The sequence below is a fragment of the Alteromonas sp. W364 genome (assembly GCF_031846205.1).
In the GTDB taxonomy this organism is placed as follows: Bacteria; Pseudomonadota; Gammaproteobacteria; order Enterobacterales; family Alteromonadaceae; genus Glaciecola; species Glaciecola blandensis.
Genome location: NZ_JAVRID010000003.1, coordinates 325,911 through 349,145 on the forward strand (window position 1 = coordinate 325,911; position 23,235 = coordinate 349,145).

20 protein-coding genes are annotated in these 23,235 nt (G+C 38.2%); 14 read left to right on the forward strand and 6 right to left on the reverse strand.

Features of this window, described 5'->3' with window-relative positions:
• Positions 1–62: 62 nt before the first annotated feature.
• The gene (locus RM556_RS06825) at positions 63–2,234 is read left to right on the forward strand and encodes an NERD domain-containing protein (protein WP_311374226.1); all 2,172 of its coding nucleotides are present in this window, start codon (positions 63–65) and stop codon (positions 2,232–2,234) included.
• 6 nt (positions 2,235–2,240) lie between these two features.
• On the opposite strand, the gene RM556_RS06830 is transcribed toward RM556_RS06825, so the two are convergent.
• From RM556_RS06830 to RM556_RS06840, 3 genes are all read right to left on the reverse strand, one after another.
• Entirely contained in the window at positions 2,241–3,299 is a 1,059-nt protein-coding gene (locus RM556_RS06830) for a PD-(D/E)XK nuclease family protein (protein WP_311374227.1), read from the reverse strand.
• A gap of 157 nt (positions 3,300–3,456) precedes the next feature.
• Entirely contained in the window at positions 3,457–3,966 is a 510-nt protein-coding gene (locus tag RM556_RS06835; protein WP_311374228.1) for an alpha/beta hydrolase, read from the reverse strand.
• A 101-nt stretch (positions 3,967–4,067) separates the two neighbouring features.
• Positions 4,068–4,568, reverse strand: coding sequence for a hypothetical protein (locus RM556_RS06840; protein ID WP_311374229.1), 501 nt, complete (start codon positions 4,566–4,568; stop codon positions 4,068–4,070).
• Between the two features lie 115 nt (positions 4,569–4,683).
• On the opposite strand from RM556_RS06840, the gene RM556_RS06845 reads away from it, so the two are divergent.
• The 3 genes from RM556_RS06845 to RM556_RS06855 all read left to right on the forward strand — a co-directional run bounded on the left by RM556_RS06845 (position 4,684) and on the right by RM556_RS06855 (position 6,551).
• Positions 4,684–4,890: a hypothetical protein gene (locus RM556_RS06845; protein WP_311374230.1), complete on the forward strand. Its 207-nt coding sequence runs from the start codon at positions 4,684–4,686 to the stop codon at positions 4,888–4,890.
• A gap of 54 nt (positions 4,891–4,944) precedes the next feature.
• On the forward strand, positions 4,945–5,289 hold the full coding sequence (locus RM556_RS06850; protein ID WP_311374231.1) for a hypothetical protein: 345 nt from the start codon (positions 4,945–4,947) through the stop codon (positions 5,287–5,289).
• Positions 5,290–5,372: 83 nt separating this feature from the next.
• A complete protein-coding gene (locus RM556_RS06855; RefSeq protein WP_311374232.1) occupies positions 5,373–6,551 on the forward strand; it encodes a WYL domain-containing protein in 1,179 nt (392 codons plus the stop codon).
• Positions 6,552–6,790: 239 nt separating this feature from the next.
• On the opposite strand, the gene RM556_RS06860 is transcribed toward RM556_RS06855, so the two are convergent.
• Positions 6,791–7,147 carry a hypothetical protein gene (locus tag RM556_RS06860; protein WP_311374233.1) on the reverse strand — a complete coding sequence of 119 codons (357 nt, stop codon included), beginning with the start codon at positions 7,145–7,147 and terminating at the stop codon, positions 6,791–6,793.
• 388 nt (positions 7,148–7,535) lie between these two features.
• Between RM556_RS06860 and RM556_RS06865 the strand changes: the two genes are divergently transcribed.
• From RM556_RS06865 to dndE, 10 genes are all read left to right on the forward strand, one after another.
• On the forward strand, positions 7,536–9,506 hold the full coding sequence (locus RM556_RS06865; protein WP_311374234.1) for a DUF2779 domain-containing protein: 1,971 nt from the start codon (positions 7,536–7,538) through the stop codon (positions 9,504–9,506).
• 51 nt (positions 9,507–9,557) lie between these two features.
• Entirely contained in the window at positions 9,558–10,496 is a 939-nt protein-coding gene (locus RM556_RS06870) for a hypothetical protein (protein WP_311374235.1), read from the forward strand.
• A gap of 430 nt (positions 10,497–10,926) precedes the next feature.
• Positions 10,927–11,631, forward strand: coding sequence for a hypothetical protein (locus RM556_RS06875; RefSeq protein ID WP_311374236.1), 705 nt, complete (start codon positions 10,927–10,929; stop codon positions 11,629–11,631).
• A complete protein-coding gene (locus RM556_RS06880; RefSeq protein ID WP_311374237.1) occupies positions 11,632–13,512 on the forward strand; it encodes a DNA phosphorothioation-associated putative methyltransferase in 1,881 nt (626 codons plus the stop codon).
• A complete protein-coding gene (locus RM556_RS06885) occupies positions 13,505–14,104 on the forward strand; it encodes a methyltransferase domain-containing protein (protein ID WP_311374287.1) in 600 nt (199 codons plus the stop codon). The genes RM556_RS06880 and RM556_RS06885 overlap by 8 nt, the downstream gene beginning before the upstream one ends.
• On the forward strand, positions 14,101–15,132 hold the full coding sequence (locus tag RM556_RS06890; protein WP_311374238.1) for an HNH endonuclease domain-containing protein: 1,032 nt from the start codon (positions 14,101–14,103) through the stop codon (positions 15,130–15,132). The genes RM556_RS06885 and RM556_RS06890 overlap by 4 nt, the downstream gene beginning before the upstream one ends.
• Before the next feature lie 198 nt (positions 15,133–15,330).
• Positions 15,331–16,416, forward strand: coding sequence for a DNA sulfur modification protein DndB (dndB, locus tag RM556_RS06895; protein ID WP_311374239.1), 1,086 nt, complete (start codon positions 15,331–15,333; stop codon positions 16,414–16,416).
• Positions 16,413–18,041, forward strand: a complete 1,629-nt coding sequence (gene dndC, locus RM556_RS06900; protein ID WP_311374240.1) for a DNA phosphorothioation system sulfurtransferase DndC — start codon at positions 16,413–16,415, stop codon at positions 18,039–18,041. Before dndB ends, dndC begins: the two co-directional genes overlap by 4 nt.
• The gene (dndD, locus tag RM556_RS06905) at positions 18,038–20,038 is read left to right on the forward strand and encodes a DNA sulfur modification protein DndD (RefSeq protein WP_311374241.1); all 2,001 of its coding nucleotides are present in this window, start codon (positions 18,038–18,040) and stop codon (positions 20,036–20,038) included. The genes dndC and dndD overlap by 4 nt, the downstream gene beginning before the upstream one ends.
• A complete protein-coding gene (gene dndE / locus RM556_RS06910) occupies positions 20,038–20,403 on the forward strand; it encodes a DNA sulfur modification protein DndE (protein WP_311374242.1) in 366 nt (121 codons plus the stop codon). Before dndD ends, dndE begins: the two co-directional genes overlap by 1 nt.
• 50 nt (positions 20,404–20,453) lie before the next feature.
• Here the strand turns inward: dndE and RM556_RS06915 are convergent, their stop codons facing one another.
• The gene (locus RM556_RS06915; protein WP_311374243.1) at positions 20,454–22,043 is read right to left on the reverse strand and encodes an AAA family ATPase; all 1,590 of its coding nucleotides are present in this window, start codon (positions 22,041–22,043) and stop codon (positions 20,454–20,456) included.
• Positions 22,036–23,232, reverse strand: a complete 1,197-nt coding sequence (locus RM556_RS06920; RefSeq protein WP_311374244.1) for a DUF262 domain-containing protein — start codon at positions 23,230–23,232, stop codon at positions 22,036–22,038. Before RM556_RS06920 ends, RM556_RS06915 begins: the two co-directional genes overlap by 8 nt.
• Positions 23,233–23,235 lie beyond the last annotated feature (3 nt).

Consider the following 23,235-nt stretch of genomic DNA (forward strand, 5'->3'; position numbering starts at 1 on the left):
AATGTAGCCTGAAGAAAAGAATAGTGAATCAAACCTTATCATTAATAGCTGTGTAGAAGATTATGGATAACCAACAATACTACGATAAAAAATTTGAAAGCACCCTTACTATCAATGGTTCAACACACAACGCAGCCCTAGAAGTCATAGAGACTTACCTTGATAATAAACCCTCGGGCTCTAAAAGGAAAAAGGTCTCAACGGTAGAGAGGCATCAAGCATTTTGGCATAGCGAGTTTTGGCAAACTATCCCATTTTCTGTCTTCAAATCCGAGTCTTTTGTCTTAGCACTAACAAGGTACTTCAGCCAAAGTGTCGTTAGCAATTTTACATTGTTGGAGCAAATTGCCTGTCAATCACCTTTATCGATAAAAGATGCCGTTCGGTATTCAGAACTGGCCTTAAAACCAAACCTTAATAAATGGCAAGAAGTTAAGCAACTTGCTAAACGCAAGCCTAATGAATTTGGTGAATTTACCGCTATCATCAAACTATTGCACAAAGAGCATGAAATATTAACAATTGAGTTAGAACGTGCTCAAAGTAAGCTTAGTCACTTGAACACTATAGACTGTTTAATTTACATTAGCCTCTTTGCTGTTGAAAAGCAGCTAATACAGCATGTCGATGCTGTCAACAACTTAGTTGACGACAGACAAATAAGTGAGTTTTGGAGTGCTTTTAAAGACATACTCGCTTGGAATTTACAGAATACTAACATTGAGAATCTTAGCATAACAGAGAGGTGCATACTTGAAAGTATCAAGGAGCATTTAAGCCCCTTTCTATTCCCTGTCGCTAAAGAAAAAGTCGATAATAAAACCTACCAAGACTTGTCAGACCTGATAGCAAAGCAAATTGCCATCAATAGTTTTATTTCACAATCTGCCCATGCATTTTGCTTCGACGATAGCATCGCATTCGCAATTACAAGCGGGCGTGCCGTAATAGAGGAGGCAGATAAACAACTTAGACTAGATTGGACAAGAGATAGCCTTAAGTTGAAGCTATTTGATGGTTATTGGTTAAACCGAGGTATAAATGAAGCTATCGCTTCTGGGATAGCTGAACAACAAATTGGCTCACTAGAAAACCATGACGCAAACCAAATGGCGGTTATCAACACTCTATCTAACCAGTTGCGATTAATTGAAGTATACGGCTTAAACGACTATTTAACCGCCGATTCAGGGTTACGCGTAAATTTATATGAAGCTCTGCTGTCGTTAAACATGATGACTGCCTTTTTTAACAAAGCCTTTATAGAGCCCTATCAAAAACATGTGTTGATTGAAAGGAATTGCTTAACAGCTATTAGTCGTTTGGCGTTTGAAGGGCTTATGCAGGGAGAGAATCGCTTCCCAATAACATGGTCTTCCAAAAAAGATAAAATTAACAAATTTAAAAGCTGGACTGTAAATCAGAATTTCCCTGGTGGGAATTCAAGAGCAGCTGAAGCTATAATCGATTTTTGGTCTTTTGATCTGAAAGCAACAGCAAAGAAACTGCAAAGCAAAGAATCATCTATGATGTTGATGCCAGAGCTGTATGAGCGTCCAATATTCACACTAGGTAATCAACTTATTCAGTTTCCTTGGATGATAGCATTACAGAACAACTCTACAGCCGCCATTAATAACCTTAGGCGAATTGGTGCTCGACGAAGTGAGACTCGTGCCGAGACGGCGGCTATTGAAGCGAGGTTAGCTGAAACTTTAAAAGCTCGTGGATTCAACGTATTACTCAATTTTCAACCTGCCAAAACACATAAAGGCGATCCTGGTGAAATAGACATCATCTGTGCTTTGGACGACCAAGTTATTGTCCTTGAAGTCAAGTCTACGTTTTTACGGAGCACTAAAAGAGATGCGTGGTTTCATAAAACAAGAACTTTGAGGAAGGCCGGAAAGCAAGTTTCACGAAAAGTGAACGCCGTTAAGCAAACACTTTTGTGCGATAACACCTTCAGGTCAACTCTAGGACTTCATAGCGATAATTGTGCTCCTAAAGTCACCGGATGGATTATTGATACTTCGATAGAGAATGACCACCAACGCTTCTCTGGTTATTTAAAAGTATCATTGGAAGAAGTTTTAATAGCGCTGAGGGACGATAGCTATCTACTATCTGATATAGCTAATATTAATCCTGAAGCAACTTTGTATCCTGATGGTTTTTCAATCCATAGTTTCTTAAACATTATCGAATACGAGCAAGTTTGGAAAACTTGTTAGTCATCATTAAATATTGGCTGAAATACTTAAAGTACTTAATACTTTTGGATAGATAGCCTCAATTTTACTTTTTACCTCGTCTAGGTTTGTATCTAAAGGTAATTCAAGTATAACCTTTCGTTCACCTGCGTATCCTAAATCAGGTACTTCTAACGCACTTAAAAGGTTATTAAGCTCCGCCTCGTTATCTTCTCTATGAAATATCGTACCTTGCCAGCCCTCTGGATTAATTTTAAGATCAATGGCGATGCAACCAGCAGGGTAATTGAAGTCAAAAACTAATGTTGATTTTGAATAAATCCATACCTCCACAAGCGATGTTTCAACAGTAATATCTAAATTGGCCTTTAGCCAATTAACTTTTTCGTTTAATGTTTTGTTATATTCAGCGTACTCTTCGTTTAATTTTTCAATCGCATGAAAGTGCTCTTTGAAAAATTGAGCTTGCGGTTTGTTTTCCAAATTACCCCCTTGAAGGTCTTCAATCGTCTGCATAAAGTCATTTAAATAGATCAGATACTTGCTGTTGGCGTTAACTGCATAATGTCCCAACAATGTTTTTAATTTATCAAAGAACAAGTTGTAAGTAATTGATGCAAAACCCGCTTCAGGCTCTTCTTTGTGAATGCCTAAAACAACATAAATAGGCTCTAAATTTGCTTTAGTTGCTTGCCTATCAACTTCCTTTCTGTAGATCTCTAAATCATTATCAAGTTCATGCCAAATTTTATTCTCAATCCCAATTACATATTCTTCTGAAGTCAAAACCAAATCTAAGCGCTTGCCGCGACAATTAACTTCGCGTTCTACACTAACCTGATGAGCTTCCCTCGCTTCTTTAATCTGAGAGGGGACACATTTTAGTAAAGCTTGGTAAAACAGGTCCTTTAATCCATGCTCATTAGTTGGATCAAAGAAAAAACCGAGTATATTACTGCAAACATTTTCATAGTGAGGATATCCACTAAGTTGCATAAATGTCCGGCTATTGGTGACTGTAGGCAGACCCTCAAACTTTGAAAGAAGTTTAATCCAAGCTTCGAAGCTTTCACTTTCAGTTCTCATCCCTTTTACTTACCTTTTTAAATAGTGATCTGCTCGCTTGAGTATTGCAGTTTTACCCAGAATGTAAACATATCAGTAAACCTACTATTGTCCGAAACATTAACCTTTAGCTTTTCAAGCTAATTTTCCTGTTTGCAAGCACCGTCACACATAGCGCTTACCCTTTTCTATCAAAAGCAACTTTTGTCAAAAAGCTATTGAATAATTTGTCCACGACATTCAACGATGAATTCAAACGGTGATCACCATCAATTAAATGTAGTCCGCATTTAGCGAGACTAGCAAACCTGATTGAGTTAGCGACCGGAATAATATCATCCGACCAACCATGCACAATTTCGACGTTAGACAAATCAGGTTTGTATTGTTGATGTAAATATCCATCAATATAAAGTGCAGGAGCCAATAAAAAAACACCTGCTGGCGAGAACCTTTCTGCGGACACCAAAGATACGTAGCCACCCATACTAGACCCAACCAGAACAAACGGCTCCGTCTCATTCGACAAATAGTCACAAAGCTTGTCCACCCGTTTATCAGGATTGATAACCCCAGTATAATCGATACTATCTACTGAAATACCTAATTTCTCGGCGGTACTGCCGAGCCTCTTTATCTTGCTACCCCAAGGTCCACTCTCTTTACCATGTGAGAAAATTACTTTCATTGATTTAGTCTCGTCATTATTGGGTCAATATTATTAATCATCTATCGTGCTCCTTAGCAAACCTTTTGCATCACCAGGTTGAGTCACTTGAATTACAGTCTTCAACTAGGTGACCTGTCCGTTCTAACCCTTAGCAAGATTGAATCCTGTTCTCTTAAAACTCCCGCCCGAACCAGATACTGATGTACTGTTTTTTGGAAATTTTTACTTTTACAATTACTGGCGGGTTGAATCACTTCGCTAATATCAAGATGGCAACCCAACCAATCTATGACGATCAGTTTATTAATATGTTTATAAAAATTAACATAGTATCGACGGCGTATCGGTTTAGTATGTTTTGCGTTGGGTCGTGTTTTGCTCAGATTTCTATTTCTTGCCACCGAGCGGTCAATTTTATGCAGAGACTCCAAGCCCAAATTAAGAATGACCGCAACGCAAGCAGTATCAAATAATTTTTCAGCCATACTACCAGAAGAAAAATCACTTTTGGTATCACAAAGTGCGGCGAATAAACTGGGTTGATTGTTAAAAGTTACTTCAAAAGGATCAAAGGTAATAAGTTGGCTTAATGCAAGCTGATATAAACTAAAGTGATACATCTTTTTGATGCGCTCCTATTTTAAATAGTATCAAACACCCAATTAGTGTCCTCCCTAGCTAGACATAAAAAGTCCTACCACTTGATAGCATGATGTCGATAACAAGAGGAAATGAATGATGAAAATTACTTTTATTAAACCTGCGGCTGGTCCTGCTATTGGCATTAAACATCAATATCCAGATGGTCGTGTTGAGGTGCGAACTACAGCTGGAAAGCTATTAGGTTGGTACGACCCTGCAAGTGATAGAACAATTAAGCCATCATATGGATTTGTTGGTGAAGGCGATCAAACCATGGGGTTACTTTACGACGCATTATAAGAATTCGGCGCTAACTTTATGCGAGGGTTAGCGCTTTAATAATAAGGGTGAGATATGAATTTAACCAAAGTAAAACAGATATTTCTCGACGCCATTGATGCTGACATGTTCGACGATGCTGACTTTTATGAATATATGCAACAATGTTTCTATCACATTGACTCTAAGAAAAATGAAATGAGTGATACTCAATTAACCATACTATTAACAGTCGCTGCGAGTATTGCCAAAACACTGGGATCGATTGGGAAGGGAGAACATGATGAATCAATTACTGAAGAAGATAAAAAAGCAGCTCACGAGAAAGAGCAAATCATCATAGAGTATATGGATTACCTAACCAAACATAGCTGTGCTAGTTTAAATAATGCCGATATTGGGGAGCCAGTTGCACAATGAGTAGAATTAGATATGACGTTTTTAAGGTACCTCTGAAAAAGGCAATACCCAGTAGAAAAGCGGCTGCGCTGACGGAAGTAGAGTTGATCAATAGTCAGCCCGTTATGAATGCAATAGATGAGTTCTATCCAGAATTGCGGAATAAAACGTCTACTGAGCAAATGCATCCTAATACAAATATCGAGAATGATATTGATCGCGACAAGTACCAATCTTTTAAGCGCAACATCCACAGAAAACTAATAGCAATGGTCTCTGAAAGTAAAATAGGAGGAGAAGAGCGGCTAATAAAATCTGTAAAGAATAAGAGAAATATATATTATTGGGCAAGTGAAGAAGCAAAAAACGAGGCAATTGGCTTAGAAAAAATATCTGACAAAAGATTCGAAGCACGTATGCTTATATTTAGGTTTATAGATGCTTATTTTCATAGCTTTATACCACCCGATGTTTTGGCTTGTTTAAAAGAAGATTTACAAGAAGCTCAATTTGATTATCACACTTGGGAAGACAAACTAAGGTTTTTACCCCAAGGGCTCAATACAACAATTAAACATCTTGAACATAGCTTAAATAACACTAGCCAACAAAGTGACCAAAACATTGACGACAACCTTTTACGTGTATTCAATGCTTTGGATAAAAATGTTGTCTTCAGTGCTACCTATAACTCACTGCATAAAAATATATTTGGTACAGAAGTAGAACTGTCACCGCAGCGCATAGAGTACCTAAATCAGAAAGTGCTACTGTTAGCTTATGTGCATGCAAATAAGAAATATAAACGCTTTGAAATTAGTCGATTAAAGGACGTAAAGCACCTTCCCAAGAAAAATTTTAAAAAAATTGACTGGAACGAATACGAACAAAACTATGATTTTGACTTTAGAACTCACGATTGGGTAGTCAATTCTCTCAAAGCATCTGGATTTGGTCACGACACTTCGGTAAGTTCACATGGTACCGGTATGTCTAGGATAAAGGGGCAGATTGCATTACCAAATCACTTTAATCATGACGGTCCTGACATCTTTGATTGTGTAAATTTTTTGTCGCATTATGGAGATGCGCTCGAAGTATTAAAGCCTGATTTCTTGCGAGATGAAATGAAAAGGAGAGCAACTAACGCTGCGCAACTTTATAGCACAAGAGAGTTGACCGACAGAAAGGCAATGATTATTCAGAGTTCCGCAGCAGAGCAAGCAAACGATATAGAAACGCTCACAGTCACTAAAAAACGGTATGAAGATAATAATGATTAATGCACTAACCTTGTATAGATAGCGTAAGTTTATCGTGTTTGGCAATAGTGCTCTCAATTATTGACATCTTGTAAAAGCCTTCAATAGCGCACGAAAGTTCAGTGCTCGGGTCGTCATATTCAGAGTAGTTATTTGTAAGCATATCGTATTGTATTTTACCCACTGATTCAGACTGTAAGCGGGTAAATTTAACATAGCTTACTCCTGCTGATTTATCAGAGACCTTATCTGGCTCGTTTTTATTCTGGTATCGAAAATGGCTTTTGCTTTTCACAGTAAACCCTATCGTTATATTTCGTTAGAAACTTTGCAAATTCGCGACCAACAGTTTCATAACATTGCGCTGGCACGCCTCTAAAGGTCAGAGTCTCAATCGACATGAACTCCTTATCACAAATAATAGCGGTGAGCTTTATCGTTTGTGCATTTTGAAAATTAGGTGCATGAGGCAGGTCTACGTTTATGTGCGAAAGATATACGAGGTAATCTTCAGAATATGAGTGCAATACACCAAGCAATGCAAATACATGCGCTGGGTTGGTTTGTAAATGAGGACTGACCCCATAGAAGTGATAGTCAATGTCTAGGTTTTTCATTATATCGCTCATACTTTATTGATATACAAACGATACAGGCTTGTGAGATAAAGAATGTCTTGATACTGAATATGTATATCAATGACCAAAGTAATAATGACGCTTTGCGACAAATGACAAACTATAGACTTGGATTGGACAAGTCTGAATAAATAGGGCTTCCTATTTGGCTAAGATTGGCGACCAAACCAAACAATGTTATACGTTAAAGTCTTTTTACTCCGTCAGCTAGATACACGTTTCTTCTACGAAGAAGGTATGTGTTTAATTGAGGCCCTAAACACCAAGACAATAATTGTCTTACAGTGCAATATCATTCTTACTTCATCTGAACAACATATAAATTGTTCGGTTCCCCTTGCTGTTGGTTACTTTAGAGGCGTAACAAATGACAAAGCCGCGCTACTTAACTAAATCCCGGTTTAAAATGGCGACTGAGTGCCCTACAAAACTTTTTTACACCGGTAAGAAAGAATATCCCAATACTATGCTCGACGATCCATTCTTAGCAGCGCTTGCTGATGGCGGCCACCAAGTGGGCGAGCTAGCAAAGCAGTATTACCCTGGCGGTATCGACATTACAACACTTGATTATGATGAAGCTGAAAAGCAAACTGTCGAGCTGCTCCAAAGAGATGAAGTGATCATTTTTGAGCCCGCAATTCGCTTCAAAAACTTATTCATCCGGGTTGATGTATTAATTAAAAAAGGCAATCAGTTCGAATTAATTGAGGTAAAGGCTAAGTCTTACTCTGCAACAAAAGATAAAGATTTTTTTAATACACAAGGAAAGATTGATTCAAAGTGGAAACCCTACATTTTTGATGTCGCCTTTCAAAAGCATGTATTACAAAGCGCGTTTCCTAAATCAACAATTAATAGCTATTTATTGCTGATAGATAAAACCGCCAAGTGCGCGACAGACGGGCTAAATCAAAAATTTGTGCTCGCAAAGGACGAAATCAACCGCAAAGGTATCGCTGTATCCGCGTCATTAAGCGACGATGACTTGATTGAAAAATTGCTTACCAAAGTGAATGTGAATAAAGCAATACAGTATGCATATGATAATGAGCTAACCAACGGAATGCCCGAGCACACGTTCCTAGACAATATTGTTTCGTTAGCTAAATACTATGAGGCCGATGAGAAGATTGCGCCTGTAGTAGGAAAAAAGTGCAAGACCTGCGAATTTAGATGTAGTTCAGAGGATGAGGATAGAGGAAAAATAAGCGGTGTTAAATCGTGCTGGAAACAACAATTACACTGGAAAGACGAAGATTTTGAGGATAAAACCGTACTCGATATCTGGAATTTCAGAAAAACGGATGAATGCATTGAGAATGGCATAATTAAACTTGAAGACTTCACTCCAGATCACATTGGTGTAGTCGAAAATAAAAGCCCTGAGCTTACCCCTAAAGAACGCCAATGGTTACAAATAGAAAAGTATCAACAGCGAGACAACAGCGCCTACTTTGATAGCGATAGTATGCGAATCGAAATGGCAAGCTGGACATTCCCGCTTCATTTCATCGATTTTGAAACTAGTGCCGTTGCTATCCCATTTTATAAAGAAATGACGCCTTACGAAGGGATTGCGTTTCAGTTCTCACATCATATAGTCCATGCAGATGGAAAGGTTGAACACGCCGATGAGTTTTTGCATACCGAAAGAGGCGTATTCCCTAACTTCGAGTTCGTCCGAGCATTAAAACGGGCACTAGAAAAAGACTCCGGTAGCATCTTCATGTATTCCTCACATGAAAACACCTACTTAAACATGATTTGCAAGCAACTGAATCAATCATCGGAAACTGACAAAGAAGAACTATGTCAATTCATTAAAACGATTACACGCTCAACAGGTAATAGTGAAGAAAACTGGCGTGGCGACCGATGTATGATAGATATGCTTGATTTAGTTAAGAAATATTACTATGACCCAGCCACTAATGGTTCGAATTCAATCAAGGCTGTATTACCTGCAATATTGAATAGCTCAAAATACTTGCAGGATAAATACAGATCGGAAATCTACGGCAGTGTCGATGGTATTAAAAGTGCCAATTTCAAAAATAAAGCTTGGATTGAGTTTGATGAACTTGGCAAGGTTAAGGATCCATATAAGCATTTGCCAAAGATGTTTGGAGACATTTCTGACCATGATGTCGAGTTATTATCAGAGGAAGACGAATTAAACAATGGTGGCTTAGCATTGACCGCTTATGCCAAATTACAATTTACCCATATAAGTGACTACGAACGAAATGAATTAAGAGCTGCACTATTAAAATACTGTGAGCTTGATACGTTCTCGATGGTTGTGGTTTATGAGGGGTGGAAGGAGCTAATGTAAGTAAATTGTTGCATTAAAAGTAAATCAAATAATTTCATTAGGAGAGAAATTTTGGACCAGATTGAACAGCATGTTGCTAACTATATTTATGAAAAATGTAAGTCTTACAGAACAATTGAAGCGTGGTTAGATACATTTTACCTCTGGCCCAAGCAAGCTCAAAGCAGGCTAAATCTATATGCTGCATTTAACACACAGCAATGGGCACAAACCAGAATCGAGGAAACTGATGATAACTGCTATCAAAAAACAAAGGTAATCAAAAAAAGTGTTTCTGAAGCCTTTAAAAAAACTAATGATTTTCAAAAAAAATTAGAATTGACTGAATTTTTTATTGAAGAGTGGGGCGGCGTAGGAAGAAAAGTTAAAAAAGAATTGAAGAAGAAAAACAGTCATCTTTATTACAACAAGTTAGTCAAATCAAGGTTAGATATGCAGGGCAAAGATGATACTGTTTATTTCAGTCAAAATGATGATGGTACAGTTGTAAAAGCTAATCGTTACAAATTAGTCAGCTCAAATTCAAATGAGTATGGTGCTGTTAGCAGTTGGTCAAAGTTCCTAGCGATTGCTTATCCAGAATGGGCACACATATATGATGCAAGGGTTGCTTACTCTCTAAACGCTATCATTTATTTAGACAAGTTAACACATACCAAGCTATGGCCGATGCCGCATGGAGTTAACTCTAGAATTGGCTTAATTGATATTGAAACTTTAATAGTGAGCTCACAAGCCAATGAGCGTAAAGTACGCTCAATTTGCAAGGAACTGGAGGGCACCAGTAAATTTGTTGCAAAGTTCAGAGAGCAGTTGTACTTACCAAAAGACCAAACATATCTTATGTATTTATCACTATTAGAAAAGGTAAGTCATATTTTAAATTCAAATCAATATGACCTTAAGGCGACTCCATCCGAAATTGAATCGTTCCTTTTCATGGTTGCCGATTCACATCTATTCGACGACGTTTTATTCGCTGCAACTTAATTAGATGACTCAAATCGTATGCAACGAGTTCCCTTAAAGCTGCAATTTGATTTACAACGTTCAATATCAACTATTTCGTTTATGATAAGAAGCTGTGATTTTGTATCATATTTAGAGTGCCTCTTTATCGAGGCACTGCGTATTTCTCGCTTACATTGCCATTGTTACTCTTTGGTGTAGCATGGCACCTGTGTAGCACTTTATCAAATTTCAGAGTACCCCAATATACAAAATTTTCAATAACCAAGTGGGCGAATATACTAAATATCTTAGATAAGAACTTTATCGTTTGCGCATTGGCGAACTCTTAGAGCATGGTCTTAGACCAGTTTTGCAAACTCTGAGGTTGTTAAACAAGTATAGTTAATTCATAATCTTCAAAGATCAGAAACGCACTGCAAATACCTTGAGTGTGAAGTTGGTGACATACTTGAAAACAAAACCGATCAATTCACAAGAACTGCTTTTTACCACCAGAGAAATGAAAGCTATGTTAGGTGTTTCAGATTGCCAACTGATGCATTTGAGAACAACCAATAAGTTAGTTTTTACTAAGAAAGGGAATTCATTTTTATATGAACTTCCACAACATACTAGCCTTTTAAGTCATCCCTTAGGCCAACAATTGATAAATTGGTTTCGTAATAAGCATGATATCGATATTGATAATAATCCACAAAACCAAGAGAGCATCACAGCACTCGAGTTGATGATTAGTGATATTCTGATCCCACTTGAAACGGCCTTCGGGTCATTCAACATTACTAATGGTTTTGTATCTTCAAAGCTCAAACTCTTCATTGGTAAATATTCACCTGCAGGAACCGCGCCTCAACTCGACCAACACAGCGCCAGTGAAGCAAATAAAGCAGGTAAACTTATTTGTGAAAGAGGAGGGTCTGCTTGCGATATTATTTTTGATAAGGTTCCCTCATCAGAGGTCGTTCGTTATATAGTCAAACGATTAAACTATGATCGTATCTATTTTTATGGCGACCAGCGTCCTATACATGTCAGTGTTTCAAAAGAACCAATACAACACCTCCAGGTTATGAAAGAAAGCAATAACGGCAGACGTTTTCCAGCTCAAAGAGCATTTAAAAATGAGGCAATTTTACTGGCGGAGTCTCTATAAATGGATGCTCAATTATTTAAGAGCCTTGTTGCAGAAATAACCATTGGAAAGAAGCTACCTGATGCTATCTACGTTCACGAATCTGCGTTTTGCGATATACCATCAAAATTAGAAAGCTTAATCAATGCAGTTGGTGTAGCGCTTAAGGTCAATCGTGAATCTTGGAACATGATTAAGCTATCAAAAACAAAGTTCTCTTTGAGCTTGCTTAGCTATCCGACTTTTTTAGAAGAATCCTACCCCCCATTAAAACAAAGCGTGACAGTCGATTTATCGAAACTCAGCCATAAAATCACTGATTACAGCAATTATGACAACCCGCCCATATTACACCGCAAAGAGTATTTAGTTCTGCCATCACACCCTCAATATGAAGAATTTTGCATGATCACTCAAGAAGGCGAAGCGGCTGGCCTTTATGAAAATTCAAGGCATATTGGCTTTAAAGCTTCTTGGGAAGGAATTATTCAAAAGCATGGTTACGATCTAGTTGATGGGCGCTTGTTTAGGAATTCAGCATTTGATGAAAACCATGATGATAAGGTTTCAATCGCTAGAGAAAAAACAGCGATAGTGCGATATGAACTGTCGTCTCCGATGAAAATATTGGCAAAGAATGGTTTTTTGGAAGGCCAATATTCAATCTTCGATTACGGTTGCGGAAGAGGTGATGATTTAAGGGAGCTAGAAGCTCATGGCTTAGACGCGCTTGGTTGGGATCCAAATTTTTTACCCGATGCTGATATTGTAAATGCAGACTTGGTAAATATAGGCTTTGTTATCAACGTTATTGAAGAACGTAATGAACGAGCAGAAGCTATTCAAGGCGCTTGGAATATAACAGACAAACTTCTGGTAGTGTCTGCAATGTTGGCGAACGAAAAGTACTTAGAAAAGTTTACGCCTTATAAAGACGGGATAATAACCAGCAGAAACACATTTCAAAAGTATTACACGCAAAGCGAACTTAAGATGTTCATCGAGCTCAGTATAGATGAACAAGCAATTGCAGTTGCTCCAGGCATTTACTTTATTTTTAAAGACAAAGATCTTGAGCAAGAATTTCTTCAAAACAGGCACCGGCGCCAGCATAGCTGGGAAAACAAAACCGAGCCTAAAGTATCAAACAAAGATAAGGAACAACTTCTTGTTACTAAAAATGAAGCGCTGTTCGTCAACTTTTGGAAATGCTGCCTCCTGCTTGGACGATGTCCAGCTGTGGATGAGTTCGAGGATTCAACGAGTTTAGTAGATCTTACCGGCAGTATAAGAAAGGCATTTAGAATTGCAAAAACTTACTTCGGAACGACAGACTTAGTAACAAGCAAGCAAATGCGTACCGAAGACTTACTCGTGTATTTCGCAGTAGGACTATTTGGTAAAAGAAAAGCATACAAGCATCAAACAGAGCAAACAAAAAGGGACATCAAAGAGTTCTTTGATACCAACAAGAACCTACAACTTACTGCTACTGAATTACTATTTAAAATAGCAGATACAGAACTTATTGAAGCAGAGTGCATTGCTGCAAATGAGTATTTACCCGCGAGTGTAATTGATACAGAGTTTGGCCAACCGCATGCACTAACGCTACACAAACAATATATTAACCTGTTATCCCCGTTATTGAGGGTTTATGTGTGCTCAGCCTTGCAGTTATATGGAGAGCTCGATGATATTCAATTGATCAAAATTCACGTACGTTCTGGAAAACTTACTTTGCTTGGTTATGAGGATTTTGAGGCTGCTGAGCAGCCTAGATTAAAGGAGCGCGTTAAAATTAAGATGGCGGAACAGGATGTTGACTTTTTTGACTACATTAACGAAAGTGATGTCACCCGTTTGAAAGATAAGGGAAGCTATATTGTCAAACATGAGTAACAAAAGCTTCAACTATACTTTCAAATTCTACGAAGAAAATGCAAAAGCATACTTCAAGTCTAGTATTGATGTTGACCTGACTCACCTTTATCCATCATTGCTAAACTTACTACCAATTGCTGCCAAAATTCTGGATGCTGGTTGTGGATCTGGTCGTGACACAAAGTATTTTAAGGACAATGGTTACATGGTGACTGCATTTGATGCGTCCGCAGCTCTAGCGCATCTCGCATCAGAGTATTCAGGTCTCGATGTACAACAAAATACATTTGAGTCTATAAAATACACTAATGAATTCGATGCAGTATGGGCGTGTGCATCTCTTTTGCACTTGAGTCAATCAGATTTAAGTATTGCTCTCGCAAGTCTAGCCAAAGCTTGTAAAGATGAAGGTTTAATTTTTGCGTCATTTAAGACAACAGAAAGTGCATCAAATGACGGCCGTAGTTTCTACTATTATGAGATGGTGGACATCGAACCCATTATTAATAGTTTGCCCTCAATATCGGTGCTTCGATATTGGTATACAGGTGACGCGCTACACCGAGCAGATACCAATTGGTTAAATTTACTTCTGAAGGTTTCAAGGTGATAGATTTTACTGCCGACTTTATTGCTCTTTTGAGAAACACTACCAACTCATATAAGTACCTGTTTTTAAAATCAGTTTTGGCACGTACCCAACAAAATCAAGAACGGATATCTGTCAATGACATAGTTGCAGATCAACTCGTTTATGCATGGTATCCAAATCAATATTTCAAACTGTCGTTTGGCTTGCAAGATAAAATTAGTCAAGTTTTTAAAGAGCAAAATTTTAACTATAGCTCAAATATTCCGATTACTTCGAATGACTTTGAACACCAGTTGCGTGCGGAAATACTAACTCATGTTGATACAGTAGCTTTATCTCGCTTATCGGTATACGTGCAGTTTCGTCTAATCTCACCATTCTTTGATCAAGAGCTACGAGGGAAACCAGATCATGTAAAAAATAATATGATTGCTGAGCTCTCTAATCAAACATATGACATTAGAAAGCCACTGTATAGAATTGAGACTGATAAACAGTTTATACAAGTACACCCTGAGTGGGGCAAATTCATTAGACGTCATTATCATTTACTCGCCGCATATCTAGAATCGGAATGGGTGAAGTATCTACAAAAACATAATCCCAATATTCCTGGAGTAATTTCTAAAACGGCTCCACCAATAAACAGGTCAAGTCTTAAGAGTCAAACTTCATATTGGACTGACTATTTAATTGAGCATCCTAGAACACTATGTATTTATTCGGGAGATTCGCTCGATAATGCGAGTATCTCCATAGATCATTTCTTGCCATGGTCATTCGTTTGTCATGACAGGATTTGGAACCTAGTACCAACAACAAAATCCATAAACAGTAGCAAAGGGAATGCGCTGCCCAGTATGGATAAATATTTAGATAAATTCATCGAAACACAATTTAGCGCTTTGTCCTACCATAATAAAAAATGCAAAGATTGGGACAAAATATCGTTTGAAGTGATGCATGACCTTGGTTTGTCGGACACCAAACAGTTATTAAATGACGTGGCGTTCGAAAAACACATTTCACAAGTTTTAGTAGGTTAACACGCTTTGGCGGAGAGACTTGGTTTCCAGAAAAATTGGTTTATCTGACAAAATAGACATTCAGGACAGTTTAAATAAATATCGAAATCACTATAATATTACGTCAAAACTATTATTACGTTAAAATTTAACAATCACACATTGACTATTACGTAAAACAGTTGGATAATTAACGTAAAAAGGAAGTGGAGTTCTTCTATGGATAATTTTGACAACGATTTTTGCTATTCATTCCCGGCAGTAAGAGGCAGCCAAGCTGGTCGGCCTTTCTATATTGCAACATGCCCTTTAAGAATTATACCTAAAATATTCATTTATGATGAAGAAGAAGTGCCACCTGAGCTCAGAGCGCAGCGGACTTTAAATAAGTCCAGGATTCCTGAAATGAGTAGATACTTGGTCGATAATCCAAGTGACTATATCTTCTCTGCCTTAACAGCTTCTGTGGGTTCAGACGTTCAATTTGTAGAAACCAATGGTGCGCCTAATATTGGAACACTGAAAGTTTCAATGAACTCCGAAATCTTGATTAATGACGGTCAACACCGACGAGCAGCCATCGAAGAAGCAATCAAGATAAAACCTGAATTAGCACAAGATAATATTGCAATAGTATTTTATATCGATGAAGGTCTTCAAAGGTCGCAGCAAATGTTTGCAGATCTAAATCAAAACACTATTAGACCATCTGCATCTTTATCTACTTTATATAACGATAGAGATCCCAGCTCTCGGGTAGCGAAGTATCTAGCACGAAATGCAAAACCTTTCATCGGTTATACTGAAATGGAACGAAGCAGCATACCGGTCAAAAGCAATAAAATATTCGCCCTTAGCTCTATCAAACACGCCACTAGAGCATTGTTAAGAAAAGGGCCAAAAGATGATATTAACGACGAAGAAAGAGACATCGCGCTAAATTTTTGGGACGAGCTATACCTTCAAATACCTGAATGGAAACTTATTCACGAGAAATCATTGGCCGTAGTTGAATATAGACAAGAGTACTTAACCGGTCATGGCATTGGTTTGCAAGCTTTAGCTAATGTCGGCAAAGAGTTATTAGATATTGCTGTAGACGCAAGATCAGAATATATATCAAAACTAGGTCGTATAGATTGGCGAAAGTCTAATCCAGAATGGTCTAAACGCGCGATGCAGCATGGCCGCTTATCTAAGGCAAGCTCTAACATATTCCTTACTACCCTAGAAATAAAACGCCAGATAGGTCTCACTTTGGACAATGATGACGTACAGAAAGAAAAAGAGCTGCTAACAGAATGAAATTAAATTATCAGCACGACTTAGAAGAAGAGTACATCGATTTTGTAGAAAATGAGATGTTCTCGGGCCGCTTTTTGAGCGAGTACATCGCAGACACACAACGAGTTTACATGAGTGACAATCGCCCTTGGGTTATAGGGTATAGTGGTGGTAAAGACTCCTCTGCGGTTATGGTATTAGTTTATCTAGCCTTGCTTGGATTAAAGCCCGAACAACGCCATAAGCCTGTTTTTGTTGTAGCTTCAGACACACTTGTTGAAACACCAATAGTGGTCAACCATGTAAACAACTCACTAGAAGCAATTGAGAAAGGGGCAAAGCGAGATAATCTGCCTATTACCAGCTACAAAGTAGTCCCTAAAACCAATGAGACATTTTGGGCAAACTTACTTGGTAAAGGTTATCCCGCCCCTACAAGAAGTTTCCGCTGGTGTACTGAGAGAATGAAGATAGATCCTGTTAGTACATTCATCACCGATAAAGTAAGCCAGTACGACGAAGTCATAGTCGTTTTAGGTTCGCGCTCACAAGAAAGCGCATCACGCGCCCAAGTAATTGCTAAACATAAAATAGACGGCTCTGCTCTTGCTAAACATACTACACTTTCAAACGCATTCATTTACACACCAATTGATACATGGCATGTAGACGACGTCTGGAAAATATTGCGTTTGTGCCACCTCAAAAGCGAAGAAACAGCATATGGCATTAAAAACAAATGGTCTGATAAATACGACCTTGAATGGGAGAACCCATGGGGCGGAAAAAATCTAGTTTTATGGAATCTATACAAAGAATCTTCTGGTCAAGGTGAGTGCCCGATGGTCATTGACGAGACCACACCGTCATGCGGGAACTCTCGATTTGGATGCTGGACCTGCACCGTTGTAACCAAAGATAGGGCTATGGAAAGTCTTATCGACAACGGCGAAACATGGATGAAACCGTTATTAGATTTGCGCAATAAACTGGCGGCAACAACCGTTATAGAAGATAAGGGGTTATATAGAAGTCACATACGCCGCGATGGCAGAATGGCGTTTAAGACACTGACTATAGATGGCAAGAAAGAGATGACCGAAGGTTATACCTACGGCCCTTATCTCTTGAGTTTTAGGCAACAATTTCTTCGTGAGTTATTGGAGACCCAAAAACAATTAGCTACTATAAATAAAGAGTATGAATTAATTACTGTTCCAGAGTTACACGCTGTCCGCCATGAATGGTTAAACGACCCGAATGAACCAGATTGGGAGGATACGCTCCCAAAGATATTCTTCGATGTTTTTGGATTTCATTTGGATTGGAGCGTAGACGATACAAACCAATTCAGCCATGAAGAAGCAAAACTTATCAATGAAATATCACCGCGCCATGGTGTTACTCCTCAAATGGTCAAAAAGCTAATTGACTTAGAAACATCAATGAGCGGCTTGTCACGACGCACTGGCATCTTTAAAAAGATTGGTAAAATTATTCAACAAGATTGGGAGTCGCCTGACGAAATTATAGAAAAACATTTAGAGAGTAGACAAAACCAAATGAGGCAGTCAAAAGAAGTCACCTCAATTGCAGATGAGCTTGAACAGTTGAATCGATTAATCGCCCAGGAAGAATCTAAATGATCTTCAAAACACTTACATTAGAAAATTTTCGAGTTTTCAGTGGTTCTCACAAAATAGAACTTGCACCTAGACGAGATGGCATCCTTTATAAACCTGTTGTCCTTTTTGGTGGATTAAATGGCGCTGGTAAAACTTCAATTTTAGCGGCAATCCGAATAGCCTTACTTGGCAGAAGAGCAGTGCATGTAACGTTAAACAAAAAAGACTATCAACAACACTTGAATGAGCAAATCAACTCCTCAGCCGTTAGGCTAGATAAAAATGCCATTGCTACAATAAAGCTAGAATTCACACATACTCATCAAGGCGAGCATAGTATTTATATAGTTGAAAGGGCTTGGTCAAGCGAGGGTGACGAACAAGTCAGGTTATATAAGAATAGTGAAATAGAAAAGTCTCTTAACGACGAGCAAGTTCAAAGCTTTTTACATGAGTTGGTACCACCGGGTGTAGGTGACTTATTTTTCTTCGATGGCGAAAAAATTGCTGCATTAGCGGAGGACGACACTGGTTCGTATCTCAAAGAAGCTGTTGAAAAACTACTTGGTATCGATGTAATAAATCGGCTCAAAGATGATCTTGATATATACATCAAACAAACTAACAAAAACGCCAGTGACACTAAAACGAAAAAGCTTATTTCAGAATTAGAAAGCGAAAAGGCTAGCTTGCTCAATGAGGCTCATTTAGATCGTGAACACGAAGCGGTAGTAAAGACGAAACTAGTAGATATTGAAAGACAGATAAGAGTTCAAGAGCAAAAGATACAAGATAAGGGTGGAGCGTGGGCCGCTACCAAGAATGATGAGAAAAACAAAGCCGAACAATTGATCCAGAAAAATACATCGCTGGAGAGCCAGCTATTAAGAGAGCTTGATGGAGTATTTCCGATTGCTTTAGCGCCTAAGACCATGGCAGCTCTTATCGAAACTCTCGAAAATGAAGAGGCTGCAAAAGAAGAAATGGCTTTTTATAAGAAACTTAACGAAAACCTGCCTGGTTTAGATGCTTTTTTAACAACTCAAACAGGTGATGATGTAGAGGGCATCTCCTCAAAAATTAAAGTGTACTTTGATTCCTTGGCCTCAGCTGATCAAGACAGTATTCGATTAGATGTATCACGTACGGAATTTGCCACAATAAAGGCGCAAGTGCTAGAAGCAGATGAAGCCAATCAACGTTGTTCATCACTATCCAGTGAACTAAAGACTGGAGAAGAGTCACTCGAATTCTTATCCATAAATATAGACAGGGCACCGGATGAAGCTGAGCTAAGTGAGCTATATGAAAAATTGAGGAAGTTAGACAATGAAAAGCATAAGCTTAGCCAAACATATGTCGAACACTTAAAAAACGCCAAGGGCTTAATTACAAGGGCATTTGAAATAGCAAAGCGCTTAGAAAAGCTATACGTTAGCCAAAAAACAGAAGCATCCGTTGCCACCGCAATACAAAGAGTCGATTCCACAAACGATGTGTTGGATGAGTTTTCTCAAGATTTAACTGTGATGCGCGTGCGGCAACTCGAAGAGCTTTTTACTAGCTCGTACCGCAAACTCGCTAGAAAAGAGGATCTAAAGTTATCAGCAAAAATAGAACCCTCCTCTTTTGATGTTACTTTATTTGATGATGAAGGACGGGCTATCAATCGCAAATCAATGTCGGCTGGCGAAAAGCAGATATTTGCATTCGCGGTTCTTGAAGCCTTAGGCAAATTATCAGGCAAAGTACTACCGGTCGTTATCGACACGCCGCTTGGGCGTCTTGACTCCAAGCATAGAGACAAACTGGTAAAACACTACTTCCCAGAAGCTGGGGAGCAGGTTATTTTACTATCGACGGACACTGAAGTTGATGAGGATTTTTTCAACGCTATCGGGCCCGATGTGTCACATGCATACGAAATTGAATTTGATCAAAAAACCAGATGCTCGGCTTTGAGAGAAGGGTATTTCTGGGCGAACCAAACTAAGAACATCTATCGAGAGGTGCAGTGATGCTACCAAATAGAATGCAATTGAATAAATCAGTCGAAGAACAATTGAAAAAGCTAAAGAGTCAAACGGGTATAACGCCGAATGTAGCTGCTAGGATAGCCTTTTTTAAGTCGATAGAGTCTAATTTCAAATTTCAACATGATAAAAACTACTTGTTAAACGGAACCCTTGTCTTAGATAAGTTCACATGGCTAGGTAGGACCCAAGTGATAACAGAACTGCTTCTCAAGCAAAAATATCCTGACCTAGATAATAGAGGACTCCATGCTGCTTGGGCGTCTCACGTCGAAAACGGTTCATCTAATATTCGTAATCACACCTCTTTATATTCCATAATAAAAAAGGAAACGGGATGTGATACTTAATTCTACTGACATGCCATATAAACCGTACTACAAGTATTTACTTGCGCAAGTTAAGTTATCTCAATCTTAGAAAAAATCTCGTTGTCCTGGCAGTGCAGCGTGTATCTAACGGGTTTCCCGACATAGTTGTCGAGGTTGTATTTACGACAAGAATCCTTACTAGCATAAAAGTGATGGCCCTTTAACTGCACAAAATATTGGGAGTCATAGCAGATAACACTTGTCAATTTTTCGGTTAGTGTTTCAAGCAAGATTAAAAACCTTTCAACTGGGGCTTTATATTCATCAAGCCAAAATTGAATAGCGATTCTCTCTAAGTGGGACTTATCTCCAAAGTCAAGTTCACCATTGAGCTCGTCAAACCAATCGTGGTAATTTGCAAAAACGCTATTAATAGCTTCAATTGATTTTTCAGTATCATGAGGGATAGTGCTTGCAAAACGCGGTATATGCCCTTTTATATAGTCGATAACTTCCGGCTCTGGCGGCAGTTGATTTATATTCGGGAGGAAAGTCAAAGCAATCAGATAGTCGTCCACAGCTAATTTGCCCACCATATCTCCGTCAAGAACTGGGACGACGTGAATATTTTTGGAAGCATAGTGCTTAGCCACTTCTAATATATGAGATTCTCCATCAAGTATGTCAATATGATATTCGTTTTTAAGAGTAGATGAATACCGATTGAATATTTCATTTAATTTAATTTTTGCAAAACGATCTTCAACTAAAAAAACACCTTTTTTAGGTGGTGTTAATCCTAAAGCACTTAGATATTTGGATTTGGAGTTTTCTTTGATAAGAGTTATTTTATCTCTAGAGTTTAGCTTAACAATTGAGCATGAGGATACGCTTTGGTTTTTCATTACTAAATCGGAGTGAGTGCTAAGAATTACATGCAGCTTTTTTTCGTGGGCAATACAAACAATAACGTCCATCAGATATTCTTGCGACTTGGAACACAAAAATGCCTCTGGTTCTTCTAACAAAATGATTGAGTTTTTCTGAGCTATTGCTAGTCGCCATATCAGATATAGGACTTTGTGTTCACCTTGACCCATGCATAAATTATCATAAAGCTGTCCATTTTTATTTATCCGTATATAAGGCAATATTTGTGAATCTTCTAACTTCCCTTCAACCTCAACAACTGAAATAGATGTTATTTCTTTGGATAATATTTTTCTGATGTAGCCTAGGTACTTGTCAAGCAAATCGCTCTCAACACCCTCATTTGCGTAGTCTTCAATGAATGTTGTGTCTGCAATAATAGCTTTTTTATTCACCATGGCTTCGTAGGATGGATCTATTAATTCACAACATTCAAATATCACTTCACTCTCTCCATATTCACTTAATTTTTTGGAGTTTTGGTCAAATATTTTGATTTTTGAACTAATATCACGAAAAGAATGTGGTTCATCATTTCTAGTTAGTGCACGATATATTGAGTAGAGTAAACTCGATTTTCCAGCGCCGTTTCTACCACATAAACTAGTTAAACCAGAATTGATTTCAATGTTAATCTCTTCCGTGAAGTCGTTTTCTGCAATTTGAATAGACTGAATAAGATATTGATATTTTTTTCTATCTCTTACATTTCTCCAATTATCAGAAACTCTAGCTTTCCGGTCAATCATCGCTTAATCCACCCTCGGCTAGAGTTTCAACTTTTGATTTTAACCCTGAGTCTTTATGCTTAATTGTTTTTATAATTGATAACACCGCATTAGTTCGACTTTCATCCAAGTCACATTTATTTGGTAGATACAGGTAGTAAAATAAGGAAATACACCAATCACGAATTAAAAGAGAACTTGTAATCATAACGCGAGAGCTCGCTCTTTCATTGAATAATGAAAATAAAGGTATTATTTCGTCTAACGAGAAATCATCAATATCCCACTCTTGTGCATCATGCACATTGTTTTTATAGTTATATCTTTTAGTTTCTAGTGAAAGAAATGCCTGAGTGATTCGTTTTGAATCGACAGCCCCAACTTGCTTTAAGTGCAGCTCTGAAATAAATAGTAGCCAACTAAAAAACGAAGCTTTCGTGATGTGGATGTCCTTCTTCGCTGTTCCCAACTCCGTTTTAATAGACGCCATTAGCTTTATGGAAAACACTATTGATTCATAGATAGATTCGCTAAAAGTAATGTCACGCCTATATTTTTCATATAACTCTGTATCAGATATGCGAGATTTGACCCCTCCTTTCTCAAGATACAAACAGAGCCTTGCAAAAAGGTCGTCATGAGCCAATCTAGTGTTTGAAAAACCCACAAACTTTGAATCTAAACCAACTGTTCCAAGTTGTTTCGAAAGAGATTTGATCTGCGACCTAGTTTGTCCTACTTGAGCATTTCTCTTTTCTGCGGCAGTAAGATTTAGAGATTGGTTGAGTCGATTAAATAGCTCACCAGTTTCACCCGGTGAAAAATCGTACACTTCTAGTATTCTTATCGAGTAGAACTCAACCCTTCTTTTATACTTTTCAGGCAAATTCTTAAAAAACAATCCATGTAAACCTTCAACTTCACTATCTATAGGTTCGAATTTTCCAGAAACGGGAAACTCATTGTTAAAAAAACCTTGAATAGCTCGTAATCTCTGTTGCCCATCTAGCACTTCTAGTAGATATTCGTCTTGCCGTATCACATGGACTGGAGGTATCTGCCAGCCTCTAAGGATGCTATCAACAAGCTTTTTTCTTTTTGGTATTCCCCATACGTCCCCTCTCTGAAAATCAGGCTGAAGGTCAATAACTTTGTCATTGATACGCTTTACAACAGAGCCCAAATCGGGTTCAGATATACTTATTCTCATAGT